Below are 14,667 nucleotides of genomic sequence, written 5' to 3'. Positions count from 1 at the left end.
TGCGCCCATCGCCTCGAATTGTGCTGACCATTGATGGCAACAATGGCAGCCTCAGTGTTGAACAGGATAAGCGACGTTCCGGCGAGAAAATATCCCATGAACACACGCTCAGACCTGTAAGGACTGACACTGTTTGTAAACGGGCCTCAATGCTAATTTCCCCCGCAGTTTGGGTAAATTTCACCCTCCTTGTTGAGTAACCGATTGAATAGCCGGCTTCACGCCGCCGGCGGAGGGAAGAAAGCCGCTGCGCTGGAAGTGCTCGAAGTAACGGTCCAGCCATTCGGCGGCCGGGCGCAGGCCTTGCGCGAGGGCCCGGGGCGCCCAGGCCTTCAGGTGGTCCAGGGCAATGGGCAGCCGGGCCCCCACGCTCGGGTCAGCCACCGGATTGAGCTTGTGCAGCACGGGAATCAGCATGGCCAGGGGATGGCTGCTGTCCTGGCGCACATGCGCGCTGAGCCGGGCCAGCCAGTCCTCGTAAGGCAGGCGCTCCAGCGCAAAGCCGCGGGCCTCGATGAGGTCCACCACCTCGTCCAGCGAGTTCCAGTCCGGGTTCAGCACATGCACGGCATGGCCCGGTGCGGCGGGATGCCGGGAGGCCTCCACGATCAGCCGCGCGGCCAGGTCCACGGGCAGGATGTTGTCGAAACCCACGTCCTGCGGCGCCTTGCCGAAGACGGCGATGCCCTTGATGAGGCGGCTGAAGAGGTCATCCGTGTTCATGCGGCCGGTGACGGAATGCCCCACGATGCGTGAGGGCCGGTAGATGCACACCGGCAGGCCGCGGCGCCCGGCCTCGGCCACCAGCTGCTCGGCCACCCACTTGCTCTGCTCGTAGCCGCCTTGCAGCAGCTCGTGGAAGGGGACGTCCAGGTCTTCGCCGATCACCTCGGCCCGGCGGTTGAGCACGCCCACCGTGGAGATGTAGTGCACGGGCTTCGCGTGGTGCTCGCAGGCCAGGCGCAGGATGTCGGCCGTGGCGTCCACATTGGCCGGCTTGAGCATGGCGTAGGGGTAGACGAAATTCACCAGCGCGCCGTTGTGATAGATGGCGTCGAGCTGCTCGGCCATCTGCGCGTGCAGCGCAGGCGTCAGGCCCAGCTGCGGCGCGCCGAGGTCGCCGGGCAGGGCCACGATGCGCGCGGCGTGGCGCTCGTCCCACAGGCCATGCGCCTGCAGGGCCTCGACCAGCCGCTGGTGGCCGCTCTGGGCGTCTCGCGCTCGCACCAGGCAGTGCACGCGCGCCTCGGTGCTGGCCAGCAGCTCGGCCAGCAGGTGGGCGCCCAGGAAGCCGGTGGCACCGGTAAGCAGGATCTCGCGGGCCTCGCCGTCGCGGGCGGGGGCGGCGGGGCGGATGGCGGCCTCCAGCACGGCTTCGCCGGGCAGGTCCAGGGGCGCCGGCTCGGGCGCCGTCTCGCCGCTGCGCAGGCGCTCGGCCATCTCGGCGATGGTGGGCCCCGCCATCAACTGCTCCATCCCCAAGCGTGCGCCCAGCTTTTCCTCGATCTGGAACAGCAGGACCGAGGCCAGCAGGGACTGGCCGCCGAGGTCGAAATAGTTGGCATGCACGCTGATCTGCGGCCTCTTGAGCAGGGCGGCCCACAGATCATGCAGCTGCTGCTCCAGCGCGTCCCGCGGGGCGACGTGGTCCTGCGCCTCGGCGGGCGCCTGCGTGAGCTGCAGCAGGGCGGCGCGATCGATCGCGCCCTCCCGCCGCGGCAGGGCCGGCAGCGGGCGCAGCAGGGGCTGGCCCAGCCCCAGGGCGGCCGCTGCCGCCAGCAGCGGAGCCTCCGGCACCGCCAGGCCCTCTTCGGGCACGACGAACAGCCAGCAGGCCCAGCGCCCGGCGTCGTCCACGCCTTCGAGCAAGGCCAGCTCGCGGACACCCGCCGTGCCTGCCAGGGCCTGTTCGAGCGCCGCGCTGCCGGGCAGGGGCTCGCGCGTGGGCGAGGCGAGCAGGGCCTGCGTCTCCAGGGCCAGGCCTTGCGGACCCAGCCAGGCGGGCAGGCCGCTCAGCAGCCGGGGCTGCTGACCGGCCAGCCAGGCGATGGCGCCGGGGCTCTGGCCTTGCGTGCGCAGCAGGCTGGGCACGCTGGTGCCGGCCACCTGCAGCAGGCCCCGGGCGAAGGGCCCGGCCGCCTGCTGATGCAGGTCCCGTAGCTGCAGAACGGTGCCCGGCGCTGCCTCCAGGGCGAGGTGGGGGGCGGCCCCCAGCGCGCGGGCATGGGGCAGGGAATGGGCGGGCAGATGCCAGTGCCGCTGCACCTGTGCCCCGGGGGCGAGGCGCTGCAGGCGTTGCTGGCCGACCGGGCTGAGGGCGGCGGCGTCTACGGTCCAGCGGGCGAGCGCCAGAGGTGCCGGCAGGGCGGGCAGCTCGGGCAGCAGGTCGAGCCGGCGGGCCTCGCGCGGGCTCAGCAGCAGGGTGTCGAAGGGCTGCGGCCCGGTGGACTGGCCCCGCAGGAGGGCGTCAAGCTCGGACGCGGCCAGCGTGTGCAGCGTGCCGCCCTGCAGCAGGGTGAGCAGGGCGGACCACAGGGCGCTCCCGCTGAGCCAGCGCGTGGCGGCCAGTGCCGGAGCGCCAGAGGCATCAGGAGCCAGGGCCTGGACGAGCTGTGCCTGGCTGTAGCGGAGCAGGCGCAGGTCCGGCGATGCGGGCCCGGCGGGCGCGTCCAGCAGGCTGCAGGCGCCGGCTGCGGCGGCCGCCGGCGGCACCGGAGCGGGACGGGCCTGGCCCTCGGCCAGCAGGGCCGTCCAGGGGCGCAGCGGGCAGGCGGCCCACGCGGCGGCGGGCAGGGCCGCGCCCGCGCAGACGGCCAGACGTGGGGTCAGGTCTTGCGTCAGCTGGGGCGGCCAGGCCACTGTCTCATCGGCCGGCCACAGGCAGTCCAGGCCGGCGCCCAGGCCGGACAGCAGCATGGCCAGGCTGTGCACGGGGGCCTGCTCGTCGGGCCACAGCAGGACGCGGTCGCCCGGCTGCAGGCCCTGGGCCTGCCAGGCGGCCAGGCCCTGATGGCAGGCCTCCAGCAGTTGCCCATGGGTGCAGCGCAGGCCCTGGGCCAGCAGGGCCAGGTCTTGCGGCTGTTGACGGGTGCGCGCCTCCAGCCGGTCCAGCAGCGTGGCCGTGTCCGGCACGGCGGCGGGCGGAGCGGCGGGCGAGGGCGCCGGCAACAGGCCGATGCTGCCCAGCGCGGCCTGCGGCTGGGCCACCAGGCGGCCCAGCAGGCCCTGGAACTGCTGCCCCAGGCTGGCGACGGCCTCGCGGCTGAAGAGCGCCTGGTCATGGCTGAGCGTGAACTGCAGGGACTCGCCCGGCAGCACGATCAGGGCCAGGCCGTAGCTGGTCTCCTCGACGGCGCGCACATCGTCCACCGCCAGGCCCTGGGCCGCCACCATGTCGCGGAAGGCGGCCTGGCCAGGGTAGTTCTCGAAGACGTAGATGGCGTCGAACAGGGCCTGCTGGCGCGGCAGCTCGCTGCAGGCCAGCACGTCGGACAGCGCGCTGTAGGCCCGCGCCTCCACCTCCTGCGACTGCTGCTGCAGGCCCTGCAGCCAGTCCTGCACGGCAGCCTGGGGCTCGAGCCGCACCCGCATGGGCAGGGTGTTGATGAAGAGGCCCACCATGCGCTCGACACCGGCCAGCGCCGGGTTGCGGCCGGACACCACCATGCCGTAGCAGAGGTCGTCCTGCCCGCCGTGCAGGGCCAGCAGCAGGGCCCAGGCGGCCTGGCACAGGGTGTTGAGGGTGAGGCGGCTGCCGCGGCACAGCTGCTGGGCCTCTTGGACCCAGGCGGCCGGCATCGTGCCCTGCCAGTGGCCCAGGCGGCGCGGGCCTTGCGCGTCGGCATCGGCCGGCTGCACCGAGGGCGCCCAGCGCAGCGCCTGGCGGTAACCCGCCAGCTGGGCCTTCCAGAAGTCCATCGCGGCGGGCACGTCCTGCTGGCGCAGCCAGGCGAGGTAGTGGCGGTAGTCCCGGGCCGGGCGCGGCTGGGCGGCAGCCCGGCCGGCGTAGTGCTCGAAGACTTCCGAGAGCACGATGGGCATGGACCAGCCGTCCAGGATGGCGTGGTGGTAGGTCCAGAGGAAGCGGGTCTGCTGCGCGCCCAGGCGCACCAGGTGCAGGCGCATCAGCGGCGGGCGGCCGGCGTCGAAGCCCTGCACGCGGTCGCTGTGCAGCAGGTCCTCGAAGCGCACCTGCTGCTGCAGCGGATCCAGCTCGGACCAGTCCAGCTGCGTGATGGGCAGCTGCACCGACTTCAGCACCACCTGCAGCGGCTGGGCCTCCTGCAGGCGCATGAACAGCGTCTTCAGCACATCGTGGCGCTGGGCCACCGCCTGCCAGGCCTGGCAGAAGCGGTCCCAGTCCAGCGTGCCGCGCAGCAGGCAGGAGAACTGCTCGACGTAGACGCCCGAGCGCGGGTCCAGCCGCGAGTGGTGCAGCATGCCGTGCTGCAGGGGGCTGAGGTAGTGGATGGTGTCGACGTTGGGATTCATGATGCGGTGCTTGCGGTGCCAGGGCTCAGGCCGGCGTGGAGAGCAGGCCGTCCAGTTCCTGGAGCAGCGCGTCCAGCCCGTCCTGGCTGATGTCGATGGCGGGCACGTCGGAGGGCGTGAGGCCGCCGGCCTCGGCACTCCCGCAGTGGTCGAGCAGGGTGCCCAGGGCCTGTGCCATGTCAGTCATCAGGCAGCCCATGGTCTCCTCGACGGCGCTGGCGCCGGTGAAGGCGCACTCCAGCACCAGCTGGCCCTGGCTGATGTAGGCACAGACATCCAGCAGGTGGGTGCGCGCCTGGCGCGGGCTGCGGATGCCCGCGGCCGGTTCGGCCCGGCCGGTGAAGAGAGCGCTGCTGCCCACCATCTGCTCCACCACGCCCAGGTAGGTGAAGAGCACGGGCGAGGGCGGCATGGTCTCCAGCGCCTGGCGCAGGGGGTCGCCGGCGGGCGCGAGGTAGCGCAGGGCGCCGAAGCCGTCACCCTTGGCGGGCACCTCGCGCAGGCGCTGCTTGACGGTCTTGATCAGGCGGCCGGGGTCGCTGATGTCCGCCCCTTCCACCAGCACGGGGTAGATGGAGGTGAACCAGCCCACGCTGCGGCTGAGGTCCACCTGCTCGGCCAGGGCCTCGCGGCCGTGGCCCTCGAGGTCCAGCAGCAGAGACTGGCAGCCGCCCCAGTGCTGGAAGCCGGCCAGCAGGGCGGCCACCAGGAGGTCGTTGGCATCGGTGCCATAGGCCTGGTGGGCCGGGCCGCGGAAGGCGGCGGTCTGCGCGGCGCTGAGCCGTACCTGGCAGCAGCCGTGGGCCTCCTCGGCATGGCGAGGGGCGCGGGGCTTGAGGGCGTGACGCATCAGCGCGGGCCGCTCCTGGCCCTCGGCCATGCGGGCCTGCAGCTGGGTGGCGAACTGCTGCCAGTGCGCGCGTTCGGCGGCCAGGGCCGTGTCCTGCGTGGCGGCCAGCCGGCCCTGCCAGGCCTGCACCCAGTCGCGCACTGAGCTGGTCTTCAGCGGCAGCGGCGTGCTGCTGCCGGACTTGAGCTGGGCATAGAGCTGGCCCAGGTCCTGCAGCAGGATGTTCCAGGAGACGCCGTCGACCAGCAGGTGGTGCATGACCACCAGCAGGCGGCTCTGCTGCAGGCTGCCGCCCTGCAGCCAGCGCAGGCGCCACAGCGGGCCCTGGCCGAGGTCCAGGCCGGCCTGGGCCTGGGCAATGGCCTCGCGCCACAGCGGCAGCGAGGTCTGGCCATTGGGTGCGCGGCAGTCCACCACCGCGAAGTCCGGCGCGTCCTCCGGCGCAGCGGCAATGCACTGCACCCAGCCGCCCTCGCGCCGCTCGAAGCGCGAGCGCAGGCCGTCGTGATGCCGGGCCAGCTGCTGCAGGGCCTGCTGCATGAGCGCGGGGTCGGGCACCTCGTGCAGCTCCAGCAGCAGCGCCTGGTTGAAGTGGGCCAGGTCCTGGTCGACCTTGTCGAACATCCAGTGGGCGGCCGGGCCCAGGGGGAACTCGCCGCTGACCGGGCCCTGCTCCACCTCGATGCCCGGCGTGCTGCTCACGACGCGGGCCAGGCGGGCGATGCTGGGGTGCTCGAAGAGGTCCTTGGGACGCAGATAGAGGCCCTGCTGGCCGGCCTTGGAGACGATGACGGCGGCCAGGATGGAGTCGCCGCCCAGCTGGAAGAAGTCGTCGTCCACGGTGACGCTCTCCAGGCCCAGGACCTCGCACCACAGCGCGGCCAGCTGGGCCTCGACGGCGCCCTCGGCCGCGCGGCCGGCGGCCTGCAGATCGGGCGCGGGCAGGCGGGTGAGGTCGGGGCGCAGGGCGGCGTCCAGGGGCAGCTGATCCAGCAGCACCAGGGCCTGGGGCCACTGCAGCTCGGGCAGCTCGGCGCGCAGGCGGTCCTGCAGCGTTTGGGTCAGCGTGGCGTCGTCCAGCACCGCAGGGCCGGACTGGCGCAGCACATAGGCGGTGAGCGCCGGGCCTTGGGCCGTGGGGACCTCGGCCAGCAGGGCCAGGGCCACGCCGGCCTGGCCCATGAGGCAGCGCTCGACGGGGCCGGCCGCCAGCGGGCGGCCCGCGCGCATCAGCAGGCGACCGCTGGCGTCCGGGCTCTGCAGGTCCATGCCCACGGCGCGCAGGCGCAGGGCCGTGCCGCTGCCGGCATCGGCCAGGGCCCATTGGCGCTGGGCGGGCGCTTCGCCCGAGGCCGAGCGCAGCAGCGGCGCACCGCAGCCCGCCAGGGGCAGCCAGCGCCAGCCCTGGGCCACGGGCTCGAAGACCCAGGGGCGAGACGCGGCGGCCTCCGGCGCGAGGCGCAGGAAGCGGGGCGAGGCCCCCGGCCAGCGCCGCACGGGCTCGGCCTGCTCGCCGTAGGCCAGCAGGCGGGGCAGGGGATGGTCAGCCGGCAGGGCGCGCAGGGCCTGGGCCAGCGCGGGCGTCAGCAGGGTCGGCAGCAGCAGGGCTGTGGGCGCGAAGGTGGCGACGCGTTCGGCCAGCTCGTCCGCCAGGGCCTGCGCCGTCTGGTCGCCGGACAGCTTCGCCAGCTGCACGCTGCAGCCGCGCGACCAGGCCAGGGCCAGGGTCGCGCTGGCCAGGGCCAGCAGCCGCGGCGCCTGGGACCAGGGCAGCAGCAGGCGGTCATTGGCGCTCAGCTGCAGGGCTTCGCCGGCGGCCAGGCCCAGCAGCGGGTCCTCGGCGTGCGTGCGCGCGGTGGCGCCGTCGCCAGGCTGGCAGTCCAGGTCCGCCAGCAGCTGGGAGGACCCGGCCGGCACGCGCACCACCAGGTCCAGCCCCGGGGCGGTCTCGCCCGCATCCAGCCAGCGGACCTGCGCGCCCTCGGCCAGCAGGGCCGGCCACAGCAGGGCGCCCTGCACGGGATGGCTGAGCGCGAGGCCGACGCGGCTGCCTTCGCGCAGGCCCTGGGCCTGCAGCGTCGCCAGCCAGGCGCGGGCCTGACGGGCCAGGCGGGCCAGCGTGCAATCGGCCGCGTCCTCCTGCAGGGCGGGCCGCTGAGGCTGGGCCTGGGCCCGGTCCAGCAAGGCCTGGTGCCAGGTCTTGCCCAGCACGGAGGGCGCCAGGGGCTGGCCCTCACTGGCCGGTGCGGCGGGCAGCCGGGCCTGGTCCAGCTGCCCGTCCGGCTGCCGCAGGGACTGAGCGAGCAGCTGCTCGAACTGCTCGCCGAAGCCGGCGATGCTGGCCTCATCGAAGAGGTCGCAGTTGTAGGTCCAGGCGGCCACGTAGTCCTGGCCATCGTCCTGGATGTTGAGGGTCAGGTCATGCGTGGCGCCGCGGGTGCCGGTGCTGGAGGCGGCGAGCACGGGGCCGAACAGCGTCTCCTGGACGGCCTCCGTGCCCTTGCGCAGCTGGTTCCAGTTGTACATGACCTGGAACACCGGCGAGCGGCTGGCGTCGCGCGCGGGGCGCAGGCGCTCGACCAGCAGCGGGAAGGGGTAGTCCTGGTGGTCCAGCACGCGCAGCATCATCTGGCGCGTCTGTTCCAGCAGCTGGTCGAAGCGCGCGAGGCCCTGCAGCCGGCAGCGCAGGGGGATGGTGTTGACGAAATGGCCCAGCACCTGCTCGCTGCCGGGCATGCTGCGGCCGGAGGTCGGCGCGCCGATCATCAGCTCGTCCTGGCCCGTGTGCTTGTGCAGCAGCAGCTGGTAGACGGCCAGCAGCCACATGTAAGGCGTCACCCGCCGTTCGCGGGCGGCCTGGCGCAGCGCGCCGGAGATCTCCGGGTCCAGCGTGCGGCTGTGGACGCGGCCGGCCTCGGTCTTGAGGGGCGGGCGCGGGCGGTCGCCTTCCAGGGCCAGCGTCGGCAGCTCGCCCTGCAGCTCCTGCGCCCAGAAGGCGGCCAGCACAGCGCCTTCGGGGCCGGCCAGGCGCTGGGCCTCGTGCTGCACGAAGTCCTTGTACTGGTGCTGCAGGGCCGGCAGGCGCAGGGGCTGCCCGGCACTGCCCAGGGCGTAGAGCGCGGACAGCTCGCGCACCATGATCTCCAGGGACCAGAAGTCCGCCGCCACGTGGTGCACATTGAGCAGCAGGGCGTGGCGCGGCGCCTCTTCGGCCAGCGCGCACTCGTTGACGAGCAGCTTCAGCCGGATGGGCGAGACCTTCAGGTCGAAGGGCTTGTTGGCCTCGTCGTCCACCCAGTGCAGCACCTGCGCCAGTGTGTGGCCCTGCACGCGGCTGATGTCCAGGCGCGCCGCGGCGTCCAGGCTCACCTGCTGGCGGGGCTGGCCCTCGGCGATTTCATAGCGGGTGCGCAGGATGGGATGGCGGGCGATGAGGTAGTCCACGCAGCGCGCCAGCAGGGGGAGGTCCAGATCGTCGAGCAGCCGGCAGGCATAGGTGACGTTGTAGGCCGGGCTGGATGGCTGCAGCTGGTGCAGGGACCACAGGGACTTCTGCGAGTAGGACAGCGCATAGCTGCCCGCGCTCGTGCCGAACTGCTCCAGCAGTGCGATCAGGCCCTCCTTGTGGGCCTTGAGCTCCGCCAGCAGCTGGGGCGTGATCAGCTCCTTGGGCGCCTTGTATTGCAGCTTGCCGTCCTGGGTCCAGAGCTGCACGCCGCGTGCGGCCAGGGCATTGATGTAGTCGAGCGAGCTCATAGCTGACCGCTTTCCATTTCCATGTCGAAGAAGGCCTCGGTGGAGACCTGGTCCAGGGTCTGCGCGGCCGGGGTGGCGGGCGCGTCAGACGGTGTCGTCGGGAGGCTGGCGGCCTGCTCGAGCTTGCGGGCGATGGTCTCCACCACGTCCTGCAGGCTGGCGCCTTCCAGCAGGCGGCCGAAGGGGATGTCCACGCCCAGCTCGCGGCGGATGCCGCTGCGGAACTCGGCGGCCATCAGCGAGTCCATGCCCATCTCGATCAGCGGGCGCTGGGGGCTCAGCTGGCGGGCGTCCGACTGCAGAGTGGCGGCCAGCGCGTCGACCAGGGCCTGGGTGAGGGCCTGCTGCAGGGCCTCGCCGCTCAGGCCTTGCAGCGCGGCCTTCAGCTGGCCGGCGGGCAGGCCCGGTGCCGCCGCGGCGCTGCCGCCTGCGACATCGGCCAGCAGGCGCCTGAGGCCCGGGGCGCGGGTGCGCTGGGCCAGCAGGGCCGGGTCCACGGACCACAGCAGGCGCTGGTGCGCGCCGGGCCCGGTCGCGGTGTCTGCCAGCACGGCGTCCAGCGCCTGCAGGGCGGCCGCGGGCGGCATCTCCAGCAGGCCGAAGGCTGCGGCGCGCTGCTTCTGGGCCTCGTCCAGCTGCCCGGCCATGCCCTCGCCGCCCCACAGGCCCCAGTTGAGGCTCAAGGCGGCCAGGCCCTGGCTGCGGCGCAGCTGGGCCAGGCCGTCCAGCCAGGCGTTGGCGGTGGCGTAGGCGCACTGCCCGGGCGAGCCGATGCAGGACACCACCGAGGAGAAGAGCACGAAGTGCTGGAGGGTCAGGTCTTGCGTGGCCTGGTGCAGGTGGAAGGCGCCGGCCAGCTTGGGGGCCAGAACCTGCCGCACGGCGGCCTGGTCCTGCGCGGCCAGCAGCCCGTCCTGCAGCACGCCGGCGCAGTGGAAGACGCCCTTGAGCGCCGGCCCGCCGTCACCGACCAGGCCGTCGACCAGAGCCTGCACGGCCGGGCCGTCCGCCACGTCCAGGGCCTGCCAGCGCAGCTCGCTGCCGGCCGCGCGGGCCTGCTGCTGCCAGTGTTCCCTCACGGCCGGCTCGGGCAGCTGGCGGCCCAGGGCGACCACGCGCCGGCCCGGGCCCTGCAGCAGGCGCTCGAGCAGCTGCAGGCCCAGGGCGCCGCGGGCGCCGGTCAGCAGGTAGGAGCCCGGCTCCAGGGCCAGGGCTTGCGGGGCGGGCAGGGCAGCTGGCTGCAGGCGAGGCACCCGCAGGCCTTCCTCGCGCAGCAGGAACTGGCGCTCCTCGCCGGGGTCGCTGTCGCACAGCAGGGCATGCAGCCGCTGCAGGGCCTGCGGCGTGGGCCGGACCGGCAGGTCCAGCAGCAGCACCGGCAGCTCGGCGGCCTCATGCATGAGGCTGCGGCCCAGGCCCCAGGCGGCGGTCTGCTCGGGCTGCACGGGGCCGCCGTCATCGGCCTGCGCGCCATGGGTCAGCAGCGCCAGGCTCAGCGGGTGCTCGCCCAGGTCCAGGCCTTGCAGGGCCTGCCAGAGGCCGGCCAGCGCGGCGTAGGCCTCGCTGACGGCCTGCTGGCGCTGCGGGCCGCCGGCGTCCTCGGCACCCTTCGTCTGCCAGTCCTGCAGCAGGACCAGGGGCTGGCCGGGCGCGGCCTGGGCGGCCCAGTCGCGCAGGGCCTGCTGCCAGGGCGCGTGATCCTCACCCGCGGGCGGTGCGGCGGGCAGCAGGTCCAGCGAGAGCTGGTGGTCGCGCCACAGGCTGCGCAGGTCCTCGGCCATGGAGGACCCGGCGGGCGATGCCAGCAGGGCGACCCGCGGCGCGGCGCCTCGGCGCGGAGCCGGTGTCAGGGCCTGCCATTGCACGGTGTGGGCCTGGACCGGTGCCGCGCCGGCCGGGCGCAGCTGCGAGGCGGCCACGGCATGCAGCTGCAGGCCGCGCAGGGCCAGCAGGCAGCGGCCGTCCTCGTCATGGATCCAGAGATCCGCCCGGCGCTGCTGTCCCGTGGCCTGCACGCGCGCGGCGCACCACAGGCGCTGGGCGCGGCCGCTCTGGACATGGCAGTCCAGGGCCTCGAGGCCCACGGGCAGCAAGACCTGACCCTCCATGTCCTGCTTCAGGCAAGCCGCGGCGACGACCTGCAGGCAGGCGTCCAGCAGGGCTGGATCGGCGAAGCGGCTGGCGCCGTTCGCGGCGCCCACGCGCTCGACCCGGCCCAGCGCTTCCCTGGCCTCGCCGCCGGGCGCGCACCACAGGCCGGTGAGGGCGCGGAAGGCGCCGCTGTACTGCAGGCCGACCTCGTCCAGCGCTGCGTAGAGCTGCTCGGGGGGCAGGGCTTCGGTGCAGCGCTCGCGCCAGGCCTGGAGCACGCCGGAGGGCGCGTCAGCAGGGCTCGTCACGGCCTGGCCGCTGGCATGCAGGGTCCAGGTGGGCGGCTGCGGGCCGGTGTCCGGCGCGGTGTGGATCTCGATGCGCTCGCCGCCATCGACGACCGTGACCAGGCGCAGGGCCTGCTCGGCGGACAGGGGCAGGGCCTGCTCGAAGGCGATGTCGCGCAGCTGCAGAGGCGCCTCGCTCCCGTCGGGACGCAGGGCATCCAGCATCAGGGCCAGATAGCCCGCGGCCGGGAACAGGGGCTGGCCATGGACGGCATGTCCGGCCAGGAAGGCATGGCTGGCCAGAGACAGGCGCTGCTCATGCCGCCGCTCGCGGCCGCTGCCCGGCAGGTGCAGGGCGGGGCCCAGCAGGCTCGCATCGCGGGCTCTGCCCTGGAAGGCCGAACCCTGCAGCAGGCCGGCGCGCGCGGGCTTGCGCTCGCCCAGCCAGTAGCGGGTGTCCGCCAGCGGATAGGGCGGCAGGGGCACGGCGCGGGGCGCGCCGTGCTGGTCCAGCGAGCGGTCGACGGCGTTCCACTGCGGCTCCTGGCCGGCGGCGAAGACGGCGCCCAGTGCGGTCCACAGCGAGGCCAGGTCGGACTGCCCGTCCAGGCTGTGGTGCAGGCGCACCGCCTTGGACGTGAGCTGGGGCGCGGCGCAGGCGCGCGCCAGCTTGCTGAGGGTCTGACCGGGGCCGATCTCCAGGAAGTCGGTGGCGCCGGCCTCCAGCAGGGCCTGCATGCCGGGCCGGAAGAGCACGGCCTGGCGCACATGCCGGACCCAGTAGTCCGGGTCGCAGAAGGCGGTCTGCTCCAGGCGCCCGGTGACGTTGGACACCAGCGGGATGCGCGGCGGCTGGAAGCTGATCTTGCGGGCCTCCTGCGCAAAGGCCGCCAGCATGGGCTCCATCAGCGGGGAGTGGAAGGCGCGGCTGACCTGCAGGGGGCGGCACTGCAGGCCGGCCTCCTGGAGCTGGGCCTGGAGGGCGTCGAGGGCCTCGCCGTCCCCGGCCACGACCACGCTGCCCGGGCCGTTGTCACCGGCCAGCTCGACACGGCCCTGCCAGGGGGCGAGGAAGGGGGTCAGGTCTTGCGCCGAGGCCAGCACGGCACACATGCGGCCGGGCGGGCACAGGTCCTGCATCAGGGCGCCTCGGGCGCTGATGAGGTCCATGCCCTCCTCCAGCGTGAAGACGCCGGCCACGCAGGCCGCGGCGTACTCGCCCACGCTGTGGCCCATCAGGAATTCGGGCTCGACGCCCCAGCTCATCCACAGCCGGGCCAGGCCCAGCTCGAGGGCGAAGAGGGCGGGCTGGGTGTAGCGGGTCTCGTGGATGAGAGCGGGCTGATCGCCCCAAAGCACGTCGAGCAGGCCGTGCTCGGCGCGGCCCTCGAAACGCTCGTCGCAGGCATCGACGGTCTGGCGGAAGAGGGCGAAGTTCTGGTACAGCGCGCGGGCCATGCCGGGCGTCTGGGCGCCCTGGCCGGTGAAGAGCAGGGCCAGGCGCGAACGGCCCGTGGCCGCGGCCGGCGGCGAGGACGCCCAACGCCGGGCCTCGGCGTCGAGGGCGGCGGCAAGGGCCTCGCGGTCCTGGCCCACGACGCAGGCGCGCCAGGCGTGGCGGTCCCGGCGATGGCGCAGGCTCCAGGCCAGGTCGGGCACGGCGGGCGCCTCAGGCCGGCGCAGCAGGGCGGCGGTGTCCTGCAGGCTGCGGGCCAGCAGCTCGGGGCTGTGGGCGGAGAAGGCCAGCAGCTGCGGGCGCTCGTCCTGCAGCGCGGAGGCTGGCGGCTCGGCAGCGGGTGCGGCCTCGATGATCAGGTGGGCATTGGTGCCGCTCATGCCAAAGGCGCTGATGGCGGCGATGCGGCGCTGCGGGTCCTGCGCCGGCCAGGGCATGTGGCGGTCGGCCACGCGGATGCCGTTGCGGGCCCAGTCCACATGGGTGCTGGGGTTCTGGAAGTGCAAGTGGCGGGGCAGCTGGCCCTGCTCCAGCGAGCAGGCCACCTTGATCAGCGCGGCCACCGAGGCGGCGCCCTCCAGATGGCCGATATTGGTCTTGATGCTGCCCACGTGCAGGGGCTGGCGGCGGGCGACGTCGCGGCAGTAGACCTCCTCCAGCGCGCGCAGCTCGATGGGGTCGCCCAGCTGCGTGCCGGTCCCATGCGCCTCGACATAGTCCACCTGCTCGGGCCGCAGGCCGGCACGCTGCAGGGCCGCGCGGATCACGTCGCGCTGGGCGCGGCCGTTGGGCGCGGTCATGCCGTTGCTGCGGCCGTCGTGGTTGATGGCCGAGCCCAGGATCAGCGCGCGGATGGGCCGGCCCTGGGCCTGCGCGTCGGAGAGCCGCATCAGCGCGACCATGCCCGCGCCTTCACCGCGCACATAGCCGTTGGCGGCGGCGTCGAAGGTCTTGCAGCGGCCGTCGGGCGACAGGGCCTGCAGCTCGCTCAGCGCGATGCTCATCTCGGGCGAGAGCATCAGGTTGGCGCCGCCGCTCAGCGCCAGGTCGCACTCGCGGTTGCGCAGGGCCTGGCAGGCCAGGTGGGCGGTGACGAGCGAGGAGGAGCAGGCCGTGTCCAGCTGCAGCGTAGGGCCGTGGAAGCCGAAGAGGTAGGCGATGCGGCCGGCCGAGAAGGGCCGCGCCGTGCCCAGCGAGGTCTGGGCGAAGCTCTGCTCGGCGGGCGGGACCTGGTCGCTGAGACGTGCGTAGTCGTCCAGCGAGAGGCCCACGAAGACGCCGGTCAGCTGGGACTTGAGGCTGTCGCGGCAGAAGCCCGCGTCCTCCAGCGCGCGCCAGCTGCATTCCAGCAGCAGGCGTTGCTGCGGGTCCAGGCGCCGGGCCTCGCGGCCGGAGAGGCCGAAGAAGGCCGCGTCGAAGCGGTCCACGTCCTCGATGAAGCCGCCGTGGCGGCTGTAGCTGGTGTCGGGGCGGCCGGGCTGGGGGTCGTAGAGATCGTCCGTCCAGCGGTCCGGCGGCACTTCCACGATGGCATCGCGGCCCTCGGCCAGCAGGGTCCAGAGCTGGTCGGGCGAGTCGGCCCCGCCAGGCAGGCGGCAGCCCATGCCGACGATGGCGATGGGCTCCTCCCGGCCTTGCCGCGCCTCGTCGAGCTCGCGTCGCAGCGACTCGATCTTCAGCAGGGCCTTCTTGATGGGGGAGAGATCGGGGGTCGACTCGCTCATGATGGGCAGGGG

3 protein-coding genes are annotated in these 14,667 nt (G+C 73.7%); all 3 read right to left on the bottom strand.

Features of this window, described 5'->3' with window-relative positions:
- Positions 1-180: 180 nt before the first annotated feature.
- The 3 genes from O9Y01_RS03820 to O9Y01_RS03810 are packed head-to-tail and all read right to left on the bottom strand — an operon-like array spanning position 181 to position 14,655.
- Entirely contained in the window at positions 181-4,491 is a 4,311-nt protein-coding gene (locus O9Y01_RS03820; protein ID WP_269630154.1) for a thioester reductase domain-containing protein, read from the bottom strand.
- Between the two features lie 25 nt (positions 4,492-4,516).
- The gene (locus tag O9Y01_RS03815) at positions 4,517-9,097 is read right to left on the bottom strand and encodes a condensation domain-containing protein (protein WP_269630153.1); all 4,581 of its coding nucleotides are present in this window, start codon (positions 9,095-9,097) and stop codon (positions 4,517-4,519) included.
- Entirely contained in the window at positions 9,094-14,655 is a 5,562-nt protein-coding gene (locus tag O9Y01_RS03810) for a type I polyketide synthase (RefSeq protein ID WP_269630152.1), read from the bottom strand. Before O9Y01_RS03810 ends, O9Y01_RS03815 begins: the two co-directional genes overlap by 4 nt.
- Between the last annotated feature and the right edge of the window lie 12 nt (positions 14,656-14,667).

The organism is Pelomonas sp. BJYL3 (genome assembly GCF_027257975.1).
Classification (GTDB): Bacteria; Pseudomonadota; Gammaproteobacteria; order Burkholderiales; family Burkholderiaceae_C; genus Roseateles_B; species Roseateles_B flavus.
The sequence above is the reverse complement of the archived record's forward strand: the minus strand, read 5'-3'. Positions and strand labels throughout refer to the sequence as shown.